Source organism: Pseudoalteromonas sp. DL2-H2.2, from assembly GCF_021532535.1.
GTDB lineage: Bacteria > Pseudomonadota > Gammaproteobacteria > Enterobacterales > Alteromonadaceae > Pseudoalteromonas > Pseudoalteromonas rubra_A.
The window spans coordinates 70,254-89,150 of the sequence record NZ_JAKGBD010000005.1; the positions used below are offsets into that span (position 1 = coordinate 70,254).

The 18,897-nt window shown below is 50.9% G+C and carries 22 protein-coding genes and 1 riboswitch; of the genes, 10 read left to right on the forward strand and 12 right to left on the reverse strand.

Annotation, left to right across the window (positions count from 1 at the left end):
• Positions 1-2: 2 nt before the first annotated feature.
• The 3 genes from L1285_RS10180 to L1285_RS10190 form a co-directional block, all read right to left on the reverse strand.
• Positions 3-221, reverse strand: coding sequence for a hypothetical protein (locus tag L1285_RS10180; RefSeq protein ID WP_235412247.1), 219 nt, complete (start codon positions 219-221; stop codon positions 3-5).
• 90 nt (positions 222-311) lie between these two features.
• Positions 312-752, reverse strand: coding sequence for a PaaI family thioesterase (locus L1285_RS10185; RefSeq protein WP_125716942.1), 441 nt, complete (start codon positions 750-752; stop codon positions 312-314).
• A gap of 15 nt (positions 753-767) precedes the next feature.
• Positions 768-1,166 carry an RNA-binding S4 domain-containing protein gene (locus L1285_RS10190; protein ID WP_235412248.1) on the reverse strand — a complete coding sequence of 133 codons (399 nt, stop codon included), beginning with the start codon at positions 1,164-1,166 and terminating at the stop codon, positions 768-770.
• Between the two features lie 206 nt (positions 1,167-1,372).
• Here L1285_RS10190 and L1285_RS10195 point away from each other — a divergent pair, with 206 nt between their 5' ends.
• Together L1285_RS10195 and L1285_RS10200 are read left to right on the forward strand one after the other, a co-directional pair.
• Complete coding sequence (locus L1285_RS10195; protein WP_235412249.1) at positions 1,373-1,645, forward strand: hypothetical protein; 273 nt, start codon at positions 1,373-1,375, stop codon at positions 1,643-1,645.
• A gap of 84 nt (positions 1,646-1,729) precedes the next feature.
• A complete protein-coding gene (locus L1285_RS10200) occupies positions 1,730-2,404 on the forward strand; it encodes a hypothetical protein (protein WP_235412250.1) in 675 nt (224 codons plus the stop codon).
• Between the two features lie 55 nt (positions 2,405-2,459).
• On the opposite strand, the gene L1285_RS10205 is transcribed toward L1285_RS10200, so the two are convergent.
• A complete protein-coding gene (locus L1285_RS10205) occupies positions 2,460-3,122 on the reverse strand; it encodes a DUF2959 domain-containing protein (RefSeq protein WP_235412251.1) in 663 nt (220 codons plus the stop codon).
• A 111-nt stretch (positions 3,123-3,233) separates the two neighbouring features.
• Between L1285_RS10205 and L1285_RS10210 the strand changes: the two genes are divergently transcribed.
• Genes L1285_RS10210 through dtd form a run of 3 tightly spaced genes read left to right on the forward strand, consistent with a single transcriptional unit; the run spans position 3,234 to position 5,545 of the window.
• Positions 3,234-4,115, forward strand: a complete 882-nt coding sequence (locus L1285_RS10210; RefSeq protein ID WP_425331657.1) for a virulence factor BrkB family protein — start codon at positions 3,234-3,236, stop codon at positions 4,113-4,115.
• 11 nt (positions 4,116-4,126) lie between these two features.
• Positions 4,127-5,068 (forward strand): alpha/beta fold hydrolase, encoded by a 942-nt coding sequence (locus L1285_RS10215; protein ID WP_235412252.1) that lies wholly within the window; start codon positions 4,127-4,129, stop codon positions 5,066-5,068.
• Positions 5,069-5,107: 39 nt separating this feature from the next.
• Positions 5,108-5,545, forward strand: a complete 438-nt coding sequence (gene dtd, locus L1285_RS10220) for a D-aminoacyl-tRNA deacylase (protein WP_235412253.1) — start codon at positions 5,108-5,110, stop codon at positions 5,543-5,545.
• 12 nt (positions 5,546-5,557) lie between these two features.
• Here dtd and L1285_RS10225 read toward each other — a convergent pair whose 3' ends face one another.
• Complete coding sequence (locus L1285_RS10225; RefSeq protein ID WP_235412254.1) at positions 5,558-6,247, reverse strand: spermidine synthase; 690 nt, start codon at positions 6,245-6,247, stop codon at positions 5,558-5,560.
• A gap of 215 nt (positions 6,248-6,462) precedes the next feature.
• Between L1285_RS10225 and L1285_RS10230 the strand changes: the two genes are divergently transcribed.
• Positions 6,463-7,356 carry a bifunctional GNAT family N-acetyltransferase/hotdog fold thioesterase gene (locus tag L1285_RS10230; protein ID WP_046006120.1) on the forward strand — a complete coding sequence of 298 codons (894 nt, stop codon included), beginning with the start codon at positions 6,463-6,465 and terminating at the stop codon, positions 7,354-7,356.
• Positions 7,357-7,395: 39 nt separating this feature from the next.
• Here the strand turns inward: L1285_RS10230 and L1285_RS10235 are convergent, their stop codons facing one another.
• Positions 7,396-8,418 carry a phospholipase A gene (locus L1285_RS10235; protein ID WP_235412255.1) on the reverse strand — a complete coding sequence of 341 codons (1,023 nt, stop codon included), beginning with the start codon at positions 8,416-8,418 and terminating at the stop codon, positions 7,396-7,398.
• A 170-nt stretch (positions 8,419-8,588) separates the two neighbouring features.
• Between L1285_RS10235 and L1285_RS10240 the strand changes: the two genes are divergently transcribed.
• The gene (locus L1285_RS10240) at positions 8,589-8,795 is read left to right on the forward strand and encodes a hypothetical protein (RefSeq protein ID WP_235412256.1); all 207 of its coding nucleotides are present in this window, start codon (positions 8,589-8,591) and stop codon (positions 8,793-8,795) included.
• Between the two features lie 136 nt (positions 8,796-8,931).
• Here the strand turns inward: L1285_RS10240 and L1285_RS10245 are convergent, their stop codons facing one another.
• Genes L1285_RS10245 through dapA form a run of 4 tightly spaced genes read right to left on the reverse strand, consistent with a single transcriptional unit; the run spans position 8,932 to position 12,899 of the window.
• Positions 8,932-10,044 (reverse strand): succinylglutamate desuccinylase/aspartoacylase family protein, encoded by a 1,113-nt coding sequence (locus L1285_RS10245; protein ID WP_235412257.1) that lies wholly within the window; start codon positions 10,042-10,044, stop codon positions 8,932-8,934.
• Between the two features lie 2 nt (positions 10,045-10,046).
• Entirely contained in the window at positions 10,047-11,252 is a 1,206-nt protein-coding gene (locus L1285_RS10250; RefSeq protein ID WP_235412258.1) for a PLP-dependent decarboxylase, read from the reverse strand.
• Complete coding sequence (locus L1285_RS10255; protein ID WP_235412259.1) at positions 11,252-11,992, reverse strand: 2,3,4,5-tetrahydropyridine-2,6-dicarboxylate N-succinyltransferase; 741 nt, start codon at positions 11,990-11,992, stop codon at positions 11,252-11,254. Before L1285_RS10255 ends, L1285_RS10250 begins: the two co-directional genes overlap by 1 nt.
• A gap of 10 nt (positions 11,993-12,002) precedes the next feature.
• Entirely contained in the window at positions 12,003-12,899 is an 897-nt protein-coding gene (dapA, locus tag L1285_RS10260; RefSeq protein ID WP_235412260.1) for a 4-hydroxy-tetrahydrodipicolinate synthase, read from the reverse strand.
• Between the two features lie 113 nt (positions 12,900-13,012).
• A riboswitch (Lysine riboswitch) is annotated at positions 13,013-13,189 on the reverse strand.
• Between the two features lie 173 nt (positions 13,190-13,362).
• On the opposite strand from dapA, the gene L1285_RS10265 reads away from it, so the two are divergent.
• Positions 13,363-15,120 (forward strand): response regulator, encoded by a 1,758-nt coding sequence (locus L1285_RS10265; RefSeq protein ID WP_235412261.1) that lies wholly within the window; start codon positions 13,363-13,365, stop codon positions 15,118-15,120.
• Here L1285_RS10265 and L1285_RS10270 read toward each other — a convergent pair.
• On the reverse strand, positions 15,104-15,718 hold the full coding sequence (locus tag L1285_RS10270; RefSeq protein ID WP_046006112.1) for a hypothetical protein: 615 nt from the start codon (positions 15,716-15,718) through the stop codon (positions 15,104-15,106). The genes L1285_RS10265 and L1285_RS10270 overlap by 17 nt on opposite strands.
• Positions 15,719-15,814: 96 nt before the next feature.
• Complete coding sequence (locus L1285_RS10275) at positions 15,815-16,696, reverse strand: TraB/GumN family protein (RefSeq protein WP_235412262.1); 882 nt, start codon at positions 16,694-16,696, stop codon at positions 15,815-15,817.
• Positions 16,697-16,708: 12 nt separating this feature from the next.
• On the opposite strand from L1285_RS10275, the gene L1285_RS10280 reads away from it, so the two are divergent.
• Together L1285_RS10280 and ilvG are read left to right on the forward strand one after the other, a co-directional pair.
• A complete protein-coding gene (locus L1285_RS10280; protein WP_235412263.1) occupies positions 16,709-17,110 on the forward strand; it encodes a hypothetical protein in 402 nt (133 codons plus the stop codon).
• A 103-nt stretch (positions 17,111-17,213) separates the two neighbouring features.
• The gene (gene ilvG, locus L1285_RS10285) at positions 17,214-18,869 is read left to right on the forward strand and encodes an acetolactate synthase 2 catalytic subunit (protein ID WP_235412264.1); all 1,656 of its coding nucleotides are present in this window, start codon (positions 17,214-17,216) and stop codon (positions 18,867-18,869) included.
• Positions 18,870-18,897: the final 28 nt, after the last annotated feature.

Below are 18,897 nucleotides of genomic sequence, written 5' to 3' on the forward strand. Positions count from 1 at the left end.
CGCTACTTTTCTCTGCGCATCAGTAGGATAGTCAGATAGATTTTGGTGGGCAATGAGCAGATCAGGCCTATGGCAATGCAGGCTGCACCGAGCGCATAGCCTGTAGGCCCCAGCTCTGCGAGCCATTGTGCGCTTAGCAGGGTGTGGCCGGTAAAAATGAGTAACAGTCCGCAGACAATCACACAGTGGAGAATAACAATCAGGCGTTTTTGCGGGAGCATGATCTCAGCCTCCTGAATTTGGCTTGAGATCATTGTGCTATTGTAAATAATAAAAAGGTTTGCGCTATATCAAACGGGCAGCGGTTAATGTCATCGACGTTCAACAACGGCGGCGGTCATACGGGCAACACAGCAGAGCTCGCCCCGTGCATTGACGATCTTCACCTCCCAAACCGAGGTACGTCGACCCAGATGCAAAGGGCGGGCTGTGGCGGTGAGGGTTCCATTGCGCGATGCTTTAAGGTGATTGGCATTGATCTCCTGACCAACACAATAAAACCGCTCAAAGTCGACCACAAAGTTGGCCGCATAGCTGGCCACGGTTTCGGCCAGCGCCACGTTGGCACCGCCGTGGACCATGCCAAGCGGATTGTGGTGTGCCGGGGTTGCCGGCATAGTGGCTACCAGGTAATCATCACCAATTTCACTGATGCTGATCCCCAAGGTTTTCATCAGGGTGCCTTTTTGATGATGGCCTTCATCCAGTGCCTGACACTCTGCCAAAGTGACAGGCCGATACCAGATACTCATGTGATACGCTCCGGTTTATCCAAACGAAATGGGCTTTCTGCCCGTCACACTGTCGACATTATTCTTTTGCTTATTGCGTCGCTTTTTGCCTGACTGACTGGACTTTTTGCCTTTATCAGAAGCTGCAGGTGCACTGCTTTGGTGCGCAACTGGCGGTGTTGGCTGGCTACGTTCGGCCGGAATAGCACCTTCTGCCAGAGTCAGCATAAAGGTTTCTTCGTTAAAATAGAGGGTGTCACCGGCGTACAATTTCTTGCGTTTAACCGTACAAAGTTCGCCGTTAACGCCCACATATCCTGCCGCAATAAGCTGCTTAGCTTGCCCGCCACTTTCTGCAAAGTCTAATACTTTTAACAGGTTACAAAGTTCAATTGGCTCTTCTTCGAGCTCAATTTCGATATATTCTTGATTCATATCACAACCTCACTGGATGTTTTGCGACAGTATAGCGCGACGCTGCGGTGAACCACGAAACTTTTTCGTTTGTCACCGTGTCTTTAATGTAATTGCAGCATTTGGTGTGTATCTTGCACGCCGATCGGAGTCGGGCGGCCCAGGGCCGTCGCTTTTAGCAGTCATTCGCTGCGGCTTTTGTAAATTATGACAACAGGAGACACTCCATGGGGATCCGTTCTGCACTAAAAAAAGATCTGATGAACTTAGAGGCATCGGGGTTAATGACAGCAGATGATGTGCGTGGTTATCTCAATACTCAGCTCAATCAGGGCAGAGACAAATTGACACTGATCTCACGATTTAATGAACATCACAGCCAGGTACAAGCTGGCTTACCCAGTCAGGAAAACGACCTGAAGTTTGAGCGCCACCGCTTGTTTAAAGAGATTGTGTATCCCAAAACCGCAGTGCAAAACTGGCTGACACGCAGCCATTAAACCCGCGAGATGTGCTGACATATTGGACAGCGCTTGCGCAACTATGATTTACTCAGACCATAATAACAAGAATAAGGAGTTTTCATGCGGTTATGGTCTTTGGTTGGGTGCGTGTTGCTGAGCGCCTGCAGCACTCATCCTGTGGTACATGTGTTCCACTCGTCTTTGGACGACACAGAGCAAAAAATATTGGTGAGTCAGTTAGAGCAGGCCAATATAAACTATGTCTTAAATGACCTTGCTGTGCCTGTAGAGTACAACAGTGACAGTGATACTGTCCGTCTGAATCGTTTTCCCGCGGATCAAAATGATGTGCTGATCTCACAGCTGTCAGAGGTGGTACAAGCGTTAGGCTATAGCGGGCTCGATGTGCAGGAGTTTAACGGCGAATATCATCGTTTCAGTGAAGGAAACTACGGCCTGTACTTTCCCGGTGAGCTGGCGCAAGTGGCTCTGCCTGAGGTAGTGTTTTCACACAATTGCGCGTTGGACGCATTTCAGATTGAGCTAAAGACAACGGGAGACTGGTTGCTTACGGACACAATGACGCAAGGGAAGTGGCTCTATAACCATCCTTATCTAACTCTGATCTGGGATAGCGGTCAGGGGACCATCCAGCAAGCCTATCAAGTTACGTCACACACAGTGCAAACGCGATTTGGAGAGAAACCAGCTGCCACTTACCAGGTAATGGGACATCGCAGTTATGCCGCCATCCCCATCTTTAACTGCGATTTGCAGGTGATCTATGCCGGGTAGCTCGGTAGCAACGGTTAACAGGCTGAGCTAACCGTTGCTGAACATGGCGTCTCGTTTATGGCTGATTGGTATTATTCATGCTCGCGATAAAGGCATTGGAGTCTTCAATAGAGCGATTCATATCCGTGATAAGCGACTGAATATCGCGTTTTAAACCACTGAACTCGCCTTTGATCGCGGCAATCGCTTGGGCATTGAGGTTGTGCTTTAAGTACAGCACATTGTCTTTGAGCGAATCCAGGACCGGCTGCATTTTGGCTTCGCTGGCGCGCATTGAGCGTAGCAGCTTGTCAAACTGGCGCTGCGTTTGACGCAGTTTTTGCTCGCTCTGGCGCTTGAGTTTGGCGCTCGAATACTGCGTCAGCTCATCCTGCCATTCTGAGAACAGGGCTTCAGCAACATCCTCTACTTTGTCTATGTTGGTGCGCACGTCCTGCGCCGCGGCTTCACTGGCGAGGTAATCATCATTGAGTTGTTGATACACGCTTTGTAATTCGCCACCATCAAAGTTAATCAAAGTGGTCAGGCGCTCCAGCGCAGACTGAAACTCCTGTTGCGTGACCTGTTGTGCTTCTTTGGTATTTTCCACACGGTCCACTAAAATTTCGCGCTTATGCACCCCGACCTTTTCCCAAGCGGCATAGTACGCGCTTTGACAGGCACTGAGCAGGCTCAGGCTTAAGATAATGAGGCTCGTTGTTAACACAGAATTGTTCATCGGCTTTCCTAATGCAGTTGATACATAACGGCTTATACTTAAATCTGACCCTATGAATTATGACTGGGATTGGTAAGATGTGCAAAACTCACTCTGTAAACCTGTGTAATGATGAATGAATTATGGCGCCTGCGGTTGCAACGTCTTGACTTGCAATGTCGTGCGTTGCTCAGAAGCCAGCCCGACTGGTGGCAGCGCTTTTTTAAACGTTGTCAGGAAGATCAACTGACCATCAACGCCGGCTATCTGGCGTATGTGACCTTATTATCACTGATCCCGCTGGTGGCAGTTGGGGTGGCAATTTTCAGTGCCTTCCCCGGCTTTCAGGATGCCCGGGATGCGATAGAAAATTTTATTTTTAATAACTTTGTGCCCACCTCAACAGACACCATTAAATCTCACATTAGTGCCTTTACCGGCAATGCCAACGAGATGACTGCGGTGGGGATTGGCTTTTTGACGGCGGTTGCGCTGTTACTGATCCGCAATGTGGATGCGGCGCTCAATCGCATCTGGCGGGTTGAAAAGTCCCGGCCCATGATGATTTCCTTCGCGATTTACTGGATGGTACTGACATTGGGCCCTGTATTGCTGGGTGCCAGCATAGGGGTGACCTCTTATATCGTTTCGTTGGTATCGTTTGCCGATCAGGGGATCCCGGGCTTCAGCGGTTTCTTATTGAAGCTTTTGCCCTATGTTATTTCCATGGCTGGCTTTTTTATGCTCTATACTTTAGTACCAAATACACGCGTGTCTTATCAGGCAGCGATACCCGGGGCATTTTTTGCGGCTTTGTTATTTGAACTAACTAAAAAAGGCTTTGCCCTGTATATCAGCCATTTCCCCTCGTATGAGGTGATCTACGGTGCCCTGGCCACAGTGCCTATTTTATTTGTCTGGGTGTACTTGTCCTGGATGGTGGTGCTGTTAGGGGCCGAATTTACTGCCTGTTTGTCCGAAAAGGATTGTGAGGATCAAGACACACCAGAATAAAGAGGTGTGCAATGACGCAATTATATCGGCTGGAGTCGCCGCGGCGAAGTTTTCATTTGGCGGTGTCTGATGGACACCAGCTACACGTAGAAGAGTTTGGTCTGGAGACCGGGATCCCGGTGGTGATCTGTCATGGCGGCCCGGGCAGCGGCTTGTGTCGCAGCTCGGCCAGTTATTTTAACCCACAACGCTATCGCATTATATTGTACAGCCAGCGTGGCTGTGGCCAGTCTTCGCCGCAACAACTCACGTACAACACCACCGAGCATTTACTGCAAGATATTGACCATTTGCTGTCTTATCTGGACATCAGCCAGTGTGTACTGGCCGGTGGCTCCTGGGGCGCTACGCTGGCATTGTTGTTTGCTCAGCGTCATCCCAAGCGGGTGCAGGGCCTAATATTGTGGGCGTCTTTTTTGGCGTGCCAGAGTGACTTACAGTGGTTGTATGGTGTCAGTGGTGTTGGCGCCCAATTCTATCCGGAGCGCTATCAGATGTTCAGTCAGGGAGAGGCAGACTACAAGGCGGTATTGGCGCGCTACGCGCAGTTACTCCACTGTGATGACGAAGTGGCAGTGCGCCGGGCAGCGCAGCAGTGGCATGACTGGGACCGCCAGCTGAGCGTGGGTAGTCAGGCACAGCGCTATCAGCTGGACCATGAACAGGCAGTGGTGCAACAGGCCAGGATCATGGTGCATTATTTTAACTCGCGCTGCTTTATTCAGGAGCAACAGATCTTTCATCAGGCCGAACAGCTTAAGCATTTACCGGTCTGGATGATCCATAGCCGCCATGATTATGTCTGCCGCTTTGCCATGGCCCAGGCACTGGCGGAGCAACTCAATGCCCGCTTGCTGATCCTCGAAGAAGTTGGGCACTGCGCTACAAATGCAGTATATTCCGAAGCCATACGTCGCGCTGCTGATCTGCTGCTGTGTAAGCTGGCACATTAGGCGCATTATCAATCATATCCGCAAACCATTGAGGTAACAGTGCAGGGATTAATTCAAAGAGTCAGTCAGGCCAGTGTGGTGGTCGAGGGAGAATGTGTCGGTCAAATTGGCCAGGGGATCCTGGTCCTGCTTGGCGTCGAAAAGGCCGACGAGCAAAAAAGTGCAGACAGCTTGCTGCACAAAATCAGTAACTATCGTATTTTCACCGATGACCAGGGCAAAATGAATCTGAGCCTGAGAGACATCGAAGGTGAGTTGCTGGTGGTTTCTCAGTTTACGCTGGCGGCGGACACCAAAAAAGGTATGCGGCCGAGCTTTTCTTCTGCAGCCACACCGGCGCAAGCCGAAGCGCTTTACGAATACTTTGTTGCTCAGGCAAAAGCGTCGGGACTGCGTGTCGCCACTGGCCGTTTTGCGGCCGATATGCAGGTGAGCCTGTGCAACGATGGCCCGGTGACCTTTAACTTGTCGGTGTAATCGAGAGTGTGCTCAGCGCGTCAGTGAAATAATGTGATTGGCGTAATCGGGCACTTTGTGTACGAAAGGTTTTTTGCCAAAGTTGGTGATAAGCAGATGCTCGAGCTGTTTTAATTGCGAATCATGCTCTGCAAGAAAATTAATATACAAGCGCCCGCCTTCGTTGAGTGTGGCGCGAATTTGTGTGTAAAACTTGTGTTCGTACAAAAACCGCGGCGCATCCAGCTGGCTGAACAAATCCAGGATGATCCAGTCATAATGGCCATTGTTTTCCAGTGCCTGATAGGCATCGCTACAGCTGACATTTGAAATAGGGTCGCCGCCAAAATAGCGCTTGTAGCAGTGGATGATATCCGGGTTATTATCGATAGAGGTGATCTGACAGTCCGGGTAGCTGATATGCAGATAATCCCGGATAGCACCGGCGCCGAGCCCCAGTTCCAGCACTTTGCCAGGCGCGGGGCATTTTTGCCACAACGCAGCTAACACCTGTAAATGCGGAAAAAGTAGTTTCTCCGGATGATTGAGTTCAATCACGGATTGCAGTATGTCGTTTATCAGTAACCAGCGTAAGGATTTTTCCTGACGTACCTGTATGCTGATTTTGCCATGCTTGTGCCAATACAGCAGGTGCCCGAGCTGATGACTCTGGTGCACAAACTCGTTACTGATGGTGCCGGGTTCGGTTATAAAATCTTGCATAGTTACATCAGCATAGCTGGGCTTCACAGTTCTGCCAGCGCGTTTCGTTGAATTTACATGACAAATTGGCCAAATCTGGCCAATCATTCCCAGTCGCCCACTTTTCTTGTAAGGTAAGGTCCATAAATTAGACAAAAGTTCCCCGTAAAACAGTGGGAGCAGGTTGCACAGGCCGAGCATATCGCCTCGGCGACAGGAAAAGCACAGGAGTCACCATGTTTCAAATAACAGCGCCACAGAGCAGTGAAGATTGGCAAGCGTATTATCAATTACGATGGCAGGTACTGCGGGCCCCCTGGGATCAGCCCAGAGGCAGCGAGCAGGACGACCTTGAGCAGGAGGCTGAGCACCGTTATATCAAAAATAACGAAGGCCAGGTGCTTGGCGTGGCCCGTTTGCACTTTAATAATCAACAGCAAGCTCAGGTCCGTTACATGGCAGTTGATGAGGCGCATCGTGGTCATCACCTTGGTAGCCGTTTGCTGCATGAGCTGGAAAAAATTGCCTGGACGCAGAAGGCCGAAGAGCTGGTGCTGTTTGCCAGAGAGCGGGCGCTGGCCTTTTATGAGCGCCATGGCTACAAAATGATTGAAAAAGCCCACCTGTCTTATGGCGATGTGCAGCACTGGAAAATGGTTAAACAACGCCCTTGTGAGCCGGGCTGGTTCCGCCATCCGCAATGGACCCAAGTGTTACAGGATACCTGGCGCGAGTCGATCCCTATCAGCGATGCGATGGGCATTAAGGTAGAAAGCTATACCGACTGGCAGTTCTCAACCCGTGCCGATCTCAAAGCAAACCTGAACCTGCATAACTCGATGTTTGCCGGATCGGTTTACAGCATGGCGACCTTAACCGGTTGGGGGGCGACTTATCTGGCGCTCAAAGAGCTGGCCCTGGAAGGGAATATTGTGTTGGCGGATGCCAATATTCAGTATCTTAAACCCCTGACGACCGCACCCTGTGCGACGGTGACACTGGCTGAGTGTAGTGGTGAGCTGAGCGCACTCAACGATGAGGGCAAAGCGAAATACCGGGTGCCGGTGAACGTCTATGATGGCGATGTGCTGGTGGCGAAATTTGAAGGTATATTTGTGGTTATCAAATAAGGATTGTACGGCCTGCGCCAGCAGGCCGTGATAGTGAGCTTAGAGCAGATCGGTGACTGCAATACCCAGGCCCAGACGCTGAATATGGGCGTTGTAGTCAATTAAACTCTCGCCATAGCCATTAAAGTACTGCACATAACCACGCACCCGCGAAGAGCCCAGTAAAGGAAATGACCAGTCGAGTTGTATGGCGCCATGATTGTCGCTGTTAAAATTGTTCCGGGTCATAAAACCAAATTCATGCTTGCCATGGCGATAGGCACCACTGAGCTCAAAATAACCCATGTATTTATGAATATCCGGGTTGTCATCGCCTTTTGCCGCTAATGGCTCTGGCTTGTCATCTTCCGGCAGGCGGTACCAGGGCTTAAAGCTGAATACGAAGCCCTCATATTCCCAGATAAAGTTGGCATAAAGGCGGTTCCAGGAACGCGAGTTCGGCTGGCTGCGGCCATTTGACTGGTGTGATGCGCCCAGAATAATGGCCATTTCGTCACCCCACAGCACGTTTTCATCGTCCAGAAAGTTGACCCAGAAGATCTCCGGCTCGTAATTGGTTTCACGAAACGGAGAGGAAATATCTTTGTTATAAAGCTGCCAGTAGGATTGCAGTGTCACACCAACATACACCGCCTGATCTTTGTCTTCAAAATGACGATACAGCGGCACTTTCATCGAGATCTGGTATTTGACCTCCATATGATCGAGAGGCTCGCCTTCTTCCTCCTGGATGGCTTTTAAGCCGTCAAAGGGCCGGGAGTTTGGGTTTTTGACATAGGTTGCCGGCAAAATATAGTTGCGGTTGTGTGGTGTCAGTACATTACGGTTGTTTTCTGTCACCATTTCCCGTGCCATGCGGCGGTCCAGCTTACTGAGGCGGGTTTCGTTCAGCTTTTGGCAGTAGGCTTTGAGCTGTGCAACGGTTTGTTGTTGATCTCCGGCGATGATCTCGTTCAGTACACATTGTTTGATCAGCTCTAAGTCGTCCGGGTCGTCCTGTTCACTGGCGAGCACAGAAGAAGAGGTCAGCAAAGATAACGCAGCGAGAATCCTGAGTTTCATAGGCAGGCAGTCCTTAGTCTATAGCAATTGATAAGCATAGTATCATGGTAAAGAAAAAACGAAGAAGGACAAAGCATGACTATCTGTTAATTTGTCAAGGTATGAGGTGGTTGATTTTTATTCAACATGGCAGTAGGTTAGTTATGCAAAATGCATAAAAGGAGATTTACATGAAAATTAAACTACACAAAAAAAGTATCAAGCAACTTACTCACGTTCAGTCGCTGTCGCAGCAACAAACGCCACACATCGCAGGGGGCGAATCAGGGGCGACTGTCTGTAATTCAATAGGTTGCGACACTGCGGCATATTTTGGTTGTCCAACCGGCGATGATTGCTATTCAGCGCCTAATAAAATTTGTATTAAACCTTTTTAACGCGTAAAAAGGCCGGCGGCAACGTATGTTGCCGCCCCACCTTAGCAAGTGAGGTTTGCTCACCTACTCTCACGCAATCTTTGTTTCCTTCTATAGGTCATACCAACCGGGGGCTTGGCCAATTCATAAAGGCACACTACAGCTCATAGTAGTTTGTGAAAAACTTATATAATTCAGTGCCCTGATTGACGCTCGCCGACGCGAAATGAAGGATGGCAATGGCATCTTTATCCAGGCGCAATGTATGTAAAGGCGTTTCAGACAAGTACTGCTCCATACGCAAAATTCGCGCAATGCAGTCTCCTGTCTTAATGTGTCCGCCCAGCGGCGCCTTATATTCCACCATGCCGCCCATCGGCGCATAGTAGGTCAGGTAATCTTTGAGTGCACAGGCATAGCGTTTGATGTCCTTTGGTTGATGACTGCCATCTGCTATCACTTCTTTGTGCGTCAGGTAGCTGAGGATGCTGTTGGCATCTTCCACCGCTTCATCCAGATCGATTTTTTCCTGTGAACCCAGCTCCACGGTAAAGGCTTCTACGGCTACGGGAAAGTCGCGGCCCTGCGCTTGTAAGGCGCTACTCAGTTGCCACCAGGGGCAGAAGCTGGCCTCATCCATCGCACCGTCGAATTCATTGGGGATCAACAACACGTGGGGAATGTCAAAGTAGCGCGCACTGTCTGTGGCGTATTCCGGGCAATATAGGTGCTTAGCCGAAATTGGGCCGGTGTGCAGGTCCAGGACAATATCGGCCTGATGTGCCAGTTTTTGCAGTGTCAGTGCAATGCGTTTACCTGTCGTTAGAGTATGTGCAGGTGCCTCCAGCAGCGCCTCGGTTGCCTGACATAACTGCGCGCGAAAGGCGGCGATGAGCGCTTTATCTGAGTCTTCACCGTGCTCTGCAAGGCAGTGCTGTGCCAGAGCGCTGTGATCATGATACATGCGATTCCAGTTTACCCCGGTAATGGGATCAAAGCGCCCCAGGGTAAACTCACCGGATTTCTGGTTACAGCCAATCGGGTTGGCATAAGGCACCAGAGTGATATCCCCCGCCAGGGTGAGGTGCTTGAGTTGCTCCAGCAGTGCGTAGATCACCGCATTACCCTGCACCTCGGCACCATGCATATTCGCCTGAATATACACATTTGGCCCGCTGCCATTGCCCTGCAGTCGGTAAACCGGGATAGTCAAAGGCAGACCGTTGGCGATTTCACCAACCTGAATGTGTTGCTGTGTGATTGTGTTCATGCTTACCTCAGGTAATAGTCGGCGTTTTCACTTTGTCGGATGCAGTACAGCTGGCCCTGTTTAAAGACATATTCAGCCGGCAGTTCATGGCACAGAAAGTAAGGCATACTCTCGGTAAAGCCATAGGCACCACACTGGCTAAATATCAGCCAGTCGCCATACCCGAGGTCTTCAGGCAGGGGGTGAGTCCCGAGGTGATCCAGCGCGGTACACAAGGGACCATGCAAATGATACTGGCGATCAACGGCAGGAGATGCGCGCAGTGCCTGGACCGGAAAAGCCTGACCGGTTACCGCCGGGCGCAGCAGGTGATTGATACCACCTGCAAGGATCAGCTGATGTTCGTCATAGTTTTCTTTTTGCTCTACAACCGGGTTCAGATAGTAGCCACAGTGCGCGACCGCATAGCGGCCCAACTCCATCCACAGCTCCTGCACGCCCGCTTCGGCCTTGATGGCGGCCAGGCTGTCGATAATCTGATCCCAGTCAAGTGGTTGCTGCTCCGGTTCATAAGGCACGCCTAATCCGCCGCCCAGGTCCAGGATCCTCAGCGTCATGCCCAGTTGGTTACTCAATGCCATCAGAGGTGGCACCATTTGCTGCCATAAGCTGGCAAGCTGAGCTGCATCCAGCATATTGCCCCACTGGAAAATATGCAGACCCGCAAAATCCAGTGCCGGATAGTCGCTCAACGTGAGTTGCCGCCACTGTTCACACCCGAGTCCAAACGGGGTCAGGCTGTCGCCCCCGAGCGGGTTTTTGTCGCCTGCTGGCCAGCGCAATTGCACACGCAGCAGCACAGTTAAGGTTGTTTGGTGTTGTTGTGCCGCATCGTGTAACCAGCGCACCTGGTTCAGGCTTTCAGCCACAAAGGTGGTGACGCCAGCATCGAGAAAATGTTGGATCTGGGCCGGAGATTTGGCCGGCCCGGTGTTGAGTACGCGTTCGGCCGCAATGTCCTGGGCCAGTACCTGCGTGAGTTCGCCCCGGCTTGCAACATCAAAGTTAAAGCCGGCGTCATCCAGGGTGTTGAGTACACTGGATAACGGATTGGCTTTAACGGCATACCAGAGTTTTACCACGTTCTGTGCGCTGAGTTGCTTGACATGCGCACTCAAAGCATCCAGATCGTAGACAAAAAACGGGGAGTCCAGATCGTTGCAAAGGGCCGTTAGTTGCTCGTGCAATGGCGTACTCAAAGTGGTCATTAGCGCAGCACCTCTTCAAGTTCTAATGAGGCGTCACTTTGCTCGTCGCGGTATTTGACAATCAGCGCACAGGACATGCTCAGCCCTTGTGCTTTAGCCCAGTCACTGGAAGCCGGACGCGAACCGGGGATCACTATGGCAAATGGGGGAATGGCTTCGCCTTTTTCCAGCGTACGCTCATTCACACAGTCATAAACAGGGATACTGGCTGACAAGCGCACACCCGGTGCCAGCACCGCGCCTTGTTTTACCACTACGCCCTCTACCAGTACACAGCCTGCGCCGATGAACGCATCATCCTCAACCACCACCGGGCTGGCACCAACCGGCTCCAGTACGCCACCGATCTGTACAGCCGCACTGAGATGTACATTTTTACCAATTTGGGCGCAGGAGCCCACCAGCGCGTGACTGTCGACCATAGTACCGCTGTCGATATAGGCGCCGATGTTGACGTAGGCGGGTGGCATTATGATGGTGCCGGGGGCTACATACGCACCGCGGCGCACGCTGCTGCCTCCGGGCACCATACGAACCGCATCATCGGCGGAAAAACCGCGCGGCGCCAGGTTGTCTTTATCGACAAAGCCACCGGGATATTCGGTGTTTTGACCGGCACGAAAGGCAGCCAGAATACCTTCTTTAACTTCGACATTGGCATGCCAGTTACCGTGCTCGTCTTGACTTGCTGCACGTTGTGAACCGTTTTCTAAATTATCTAATAGTGTTGACCAGGTCATAGGGAGTCTCTTAATTCCAGGATAAAATCTGTTCGTTGGCGGCATGTAGTGCCGCGTGATTTGTCAGTTCCAAGTGTGTCAGTGGGGGCCTGAGGTGTGGCGTTGCCAGCTGGCCCTGCAAGTGCATCAGCGTTTTTACCGGGATGGGATTAGCGACGGCAAACAGGCTATGGATGGCATCGGCCCAGGTGGTAAACAGGTTGGGGCTGGTGCCACTCAATGCACGGCGAACAAACTCTGCGGTTTGGGCGGGCCAGGCATTGGCTGCCACAGAAACCAATCCGGCCGCACCGGCTTGTGCAAAATAGGGCATCAATGCGTCGTCACCACTGTAAATGGCCAAAGTAGGCAAGGCACGGCGAAAGGCCTCAAACGTGGCTATGTCGCCGCTGGCCTCTTTGAGTGCCCAAAGGTTGTCGTGGTGTGCCAGATTGGTCAGTACTTCGGGAGCGATTGCAACGGCGCTACGTCCGGGGACATTGTAGATCATGCAGGGCACCTTCGCGGCACTGAGCAAGGCGTCGAACCACTGCGTCTGACCCACTACTCCGGGCTTGGCATAAACGGGCGAGCCCAGTAGCAGGGCATCGATATTTTGGCTATTACAAAACTCAACCCACTCTAACTGGGCAGCCAGATTAATGCCGCCAACGGCCACCATGATTGGCACCTGTGGTGCGAGTGCGCAGACAAATTCGACGATTTTGCGTTGTTCGGCCAGGGTCAGGGCCAGGCCTTCTCCGGTGCTGCCAAGCAGCAAAATGCCATTATTGGCGTCGACCTGCTGTGCGACGAGCTGCTGTAAACTGTGATAATCGACCTGATCGCATGCGTCAAAGGGCGTGACCAAGGCCGTCCATAACGGGTAGTCAGATAACTGGTTAGATAACTGAACGTGTGATTTCATCTCTACCGAACTTCTTGCTGGTCCGGTAGTCAGGAAAGAGTCCCGCTCCGAACCGTTTAAAATTCGAAGAGCAATGGACTTAAAAAGAATAGGCCGCTGGCCATATTGTTTCTAAGACCAGAAGCTCTCCACCAAATGTGTTGGTGACAGTCGCTGGGATTCAACCCAGTCGCCCGAAGCATTACGTAAGCAAAACGCAGTGCTTCTCGGCGTTAATTCCCCTCTTTGAGTTTCGCGGGAGTTTGCTCTCCTCCACTCAAATACCTGAATAACGCACCTCTTCCAGCCCTAAGACGTCCACGCTTTTTGGCAGCATGGCCGTCTGGATAAAATAGGGTACGAGCGCATTGAAACATTTTGGCCGTCTGGGTGTCAAGTCACTGTCGGCAAAAGTTTGAAATTTAATCTAAACTGGAAAAGAGTCTGGCGCCTGGATGATTAGGCTCGCATATGGAGGGATGATTTGAACAATCTGGTTACGCGCTATCGCCTGAAATACCTGGTCGCGCTGGTGATTATGTTGCTGTTGCTGACAATGACAACCGGGCTGACTTTGTATCTGCTGGAACAGCAAAAACAGGCCGCCAGGGTAATTAATATTGCGGGTATGCAGCGTATGCTGTCGCAAAAAGCGGCGCTGCACCTGGAGTATGTGATCATCATGGGTGAGCAAAATGTGGCCGCAAACCGTCAGGCTCTGAGCAATGCATTGCAGCTATTGCAAAGTAACCATGACTTTTTGCTGATGCGCGATGGCGACGATTATGTACATCTGAATGAACAGCTGCATAGCTGGTATTTTGCCCAGCCAGGGGACTTAGATAATCAGTTAAAACAGTACATGGCGCTGTTATCAAACGCTGCTAAGCAGCCCAGTTTAAGTCAAATCCAGGAAATTCACACCCGTTCTCAGTTGTTGCTACAAGATTTGGATCATGCCGTATTGCTGTTCGAAGACTTTACCAATGGCAAGATAGAGCGGCTCAGAAACCTGCAACTGCTGATGTGGTTGCTGGGGCTTTTTCTGCTCCTGGCGGAGATTCAGTGGATCTTTTTTCCGATGGAGCGCAGTATCGCCAGCGCCATTGAGCGGTTGCAGCAAACACGCCAAAAAGCAGAGCATGCCAATCAAAGCCGGGCGATGTTTCTGGCCCGTGCCAGCCACGAGCTGCGCACGCCATTACAGGCGGTGCTGGGGTATTTGCATTTGTATCAGGAATCTCAGCGTGAGGGCTATCTGGCGCAGGCCAATAAGGCGGCCCAGCAATTAAAAGCCCTGATCGCGTCAGTGGAAGATTACAATCGGCTGTCTGACGAACAGCAACCAGAACTAAATTGCCACCCGGCTCGGCTAACCGACACGCTGGGGCAGCCAGTCGCCACTTATCGGTTGTTAGCCAGAGAGAAAGGCCTGGATTTTAGCTATCACTTTAACAGCCACAGCGAAAAAATCTTTGAATGCGATCATGAACGTCTGAGCTGGGTGATAGGCCAGTTACTTGATAATGCAGTGAAGTTTACCGAGCAGGGCGGCGTCAGTTTGTCTGCCCGGGTTGAACAGGTCAGCGCACAGGATGAAGAAGTGAACTGGCGTTTTTACTGTGAAATAGAAGACAGCGGACCGGGTTTTAATATTGCCCAGGTTAATGCACCGCCCACGGAAAACAATCCGAATGGGCACCACTTTCAGGGCTTGCAGCTGGGTCTGGCGCGCTGCAATCTGCTGCTGGCGATTATGTCTGGTGAGCTGGCGTTTGTTGCCCGTGAGCCGCACGGCACAAAAGCGCTGCTCAGTGTGCCTTTGAAGCGGCTTCCGGAGCCGGAGCAAGTCAGTGGTGTGGCCCGCAACAGTAAAGTGTTGCTGGTAGAAGACAATCAATTGAATGCCAAAATCATCGAAAAAATGCTTGAGAGTATGGCCATTACCAGCATTCATGCCAGCCATGGCGGGCAGGCTGTTGACGTATTAGCGCATCAGTCTTTTGATGTGATCCTGATGGACTTGAACATGCCCATCATGGATGGCTTTAAAGCCATCAAGGAGATCCGCCAGACCCTGATGTTATCGACGCCGATCCTGGTACTGACGGCAAACACCTCTGAGCAGGCAATTAAGTCGGCCATGCAATTGGGCGCGACCGACTATTTGTTTAAGCCGGTAGAGCAGGCTGCACTGGAGCGCGCCCTGGGCAAAATTTTATCGTTTAGCGACGCAGAGTAATATTGCCAACGCCTACTTCGATATCGAGACTGTGTTCACCATCACCGCGATAGCGCAACGTTTCACCGACCATGTTACGGTCGGTATTGGCTTCACCCGGCAGATCGGATACGCGGGTTTTTCCTACACCTGAGTCAAATCGTACGCGGCGAAAGTCTTTAGCACTTGATTCTATATTGACATTACCGACGCCAATTTCGACATCGGCATCATTGTTTAATCCGAGCAGCTTGACGTTGCCGACATCAATTTCAACATCCAGCTCCATCGACTCGGGTACTTTCACAGTCCAGTGTTGTTTTACATACTTATTATTGATGCTCAGGCTTAAGTCGTCGCCTGCCCGGCGACTGTCCAGTTGCACGTCTTCCAGCACACCAGCCATGTTATCCAGGTCGTATTCAGCAGGCTCAAGGACGATGGTGACCTCGATGGTTTTGCCCGTATGGCTTTCGGTTTTGAGTTTGCCAATCGGAAACTGGATTTCCAGCTCTTTGCTGTCGGCCAGCTCAAAAGTCTGTGTCAGTGTGCGTGTCTCTTTTGCCTGCGCGGCGGCACTGAGCACCAGCAGTGCCCCAATCATGATATTTTTTCTCATCCCGTTGTCCTTCGAGTGTAGGGTATTGATATCTCTGAGACGCGAAGTAAATCGAGAAGGTTTAAAAGAGACACAAAAAAGTCGCGTTTAAGATAGTCACTTGATGCGTGCTACCTTAAAACCTTGAGCCTGTAACTGCTTAATCAGGCCATGCTGTTGTGGCAAGTGCAGCGCACCAACGGCAATAAAATGAGAGCTGTTGGTAAGCTTAGGGGTGAGGCTTGTTACCCAGTTATTGTTACGCTCAATGAGCATCGCCTGTTCGGCTTGCTGACCATATTTGCTGCCATCAAAGCTGAGCTTATAAAACACATCAAGCTGCTGATAATCTCCATTTTTCCAGGCGTTGATCATCTTGGTAAAGTAACTGTCAAAGTCTTTCACCTGCTTGAGTGTGTCGACCAGCATAGCGTCGCTTTGAATGCCCAAAGCGCTGAACAAGGCGAGTTGCTGCTCCAGGCTTTCCAGTTCCATAATGGGTTTGTCTAAGCCTGCGGCATACTCTATGACTTGTTTATCAATGCCAAATTCTTCACTGAATCCGGCTTTTTGATATTCCAGCTGCAAAATCGTCAGCATCACAAACCAGGGTTGGTAATTATCGAACAGGGCTATGTCAATCTGGCGCTCAGCAAAGTAGCGCTGGATTTGTTGATAGGTCTCCGCGGATAAACTGGTTTTTAGGGTGCGGCCCTGCTTTTGCAGCATAAAGGGCAGGGTTCTGCGTTGCAGCTCCAGTGCGCCTATGGCTTGCGTGTTTAGCTCGACTACCACCGTCTGACTGTTTGCTATGGCCGTTTTGATACGGTTATCCAGGCCGTGCATTTTGCTGTCACCCACATGCACAGTGCCAAACAGGTAAGAGGTTACCCCGTTTTTTTCTACACTCCATAGTGCGGGTTGCGCAATTGCAAGCTGACTAAACAGGGCGATAAAGAGCACACCCATTAGATGTGTCAGGCGAATAAAGTGAGGCATGGAGTACTCCAAATGTTAAAAAGTGGGTACATCATAGTCAATTCTCAGAGTAAATCACAAAAATTTAATGATGTGACTGGAAAGAATGAATTGTGTGGGAAAGATCATTCACGTCAGCTTAAAAGGGAGAGGATGTTTAAGTTGGGTATTTTTTATCTGATTTTAAATTGCTTTTTGAATAAACTTTTATTTTTGCTTAATTTGAAACAAGAAAAGAGCATAGTTTTTGGGGTTGACTTGTTGGGGTCTCACGGGTTACTAATAAAAAAAGAGCACAGCAGCACGCTTAAGGCGTGTCTAAAGTATGTGCAACCTAATCGTTTATTCAAAAAGAGCAGTGACATGTTAAAAACAGTTTCTCTACTAGTCGTGGTTATCAACGTGGTGATTATTATTACCGCGGGGGCTGGTTAGTGCTGTTCAAAAAGTATTAGCAAAAAGCCCCCCGCACTGAAAAGTTCGGGGGGCTTTTTCGTTTTAGGGCCAAATTCAAAGACAAAGGGCAATGGGCAAAACAATGACAGGCGCACAATTGGTTATAGACATGCTGGTAAAACAAGGGGTGAGTTCGGTATTCGGGTATCCGGGTGGAGCCATCATGCCGATTTACGATGCGCTGTACGGTGCGCCGCTGAAGCATTATCTGACGCGCCATGAACAAGGTGCCGGGTTTGCAGCGGTTGGCTACGCCAGAAGCACAGGTAAGCTGGGCGTCTGTTTTGCGACATCAGGCCCGGGCGCAACCAATTTGGTGACAGCTCTGGCTGACGCCATGATGGACTCGGTACCGCTACTGGCTATCACTGGTCAGGTGCCTACAGCTGCCATTGGTTCTGATGCCTTCCAGGAGGTTGATGTACTGGGTATGTCGCTATCCTGTACTAAGCACAGTTTCATGGTTGAACGTGGTGAAGATTTGGCAGAAGTGCTGCAGCAGGCCATGCATATTGCACAGTCAGGTCGTCCAGGTCCTGTGTTAGTCGATATTCCAAAAGACATTCAGCAAGCGCAGGTTCCGGTGACTGCCTGGCAATCCGAAGTGTATCAGCCAACGCCATTGTCGAGTTTTGAGCTGGACAAAGCCAATGCGCTTTTGGCGCAGGCGAAAAAGCCGGTGGCTTATGTGGGCGGAGGTGTTCACAGTGCAGATGCACAGGCCGAGCTAATGGCGTTTTTGCAACGTACACAGATGCCAGCGGTGTCGACACTCAAAGCTTTAGGCAGTGTGAGGCCTGAGTATGCCTACGATCTGGGCATGTTGGGGATGCATGGTGGTCAGGCTGCCAATCTGGCAGTGCAGGAGTGTGATTTGCTGGTGTGTATCGGGGCACGCTTTGACGACCGGGTAACAGGCAACCTGGCTAAGTTTGCCGCGAATGCCAAAGTGATCCATCTGGACATTGATCCGGCTGAAGTGGGTAAGCGCAAACCTGCAGCGGCTTCATTGATTGCTGACTTGAAAGTCTCATTACCTTTATTACAGGGCGAACTGGCACCAGCCCCCTGGCGTGCTCACATCAGCGCGCTGGCCGAACAACACGCGTGGCGTTACGACTATCCTGGTGACAAGGTATATGCCCCATATTTGCTGAACCGTTTGAGTCGCTTGATGCCGGATACGGGGGTGGTGTGTTGTGATGTGGGCCAACACCAGATGTGGGTGGCACAACATATGCGATTCAGCCATCCAAGTAATCACCTGAGTAGTGGCGGCGCAGGCACCATGGGGTTTGGTTTGCCGGCTGCCATCGGAGCGCAGGTTGCTCGCCCGGAAGATATGGTGATCACGGTATCCGGTGATGGCTCTATCATGATGAATATACAGGAGCTGGCGACTATACGACGTAATAACTTACCGGTCAAAATCGTCATCCTCGATAATCAGCGCCTGGGCATGGTACGCCAGTGGCAGCAGCTCTTTTTTGATGGCCGTTACAGTGAGACCAATTTGTCAGATAACCCAGACTTTGTGCAACTGGCTGCGGTGTTCGGTATTCCGGGACAGACCATCACCCGCGCGGATGAGGTCGATGGAGCGGTCGATGCGCTGCTGGCTTCAACGGGCCCTTATATATTGCATGCCTGCATCGACGACAAAGAAAATGTCTGGCCATTAGTACCGCCGGGCGCTGCAAACCATGAAATGCTGACGCAATCGCAACAGCAAGATTAATTTTACTTACTTCCTTTGACGGAGCGAA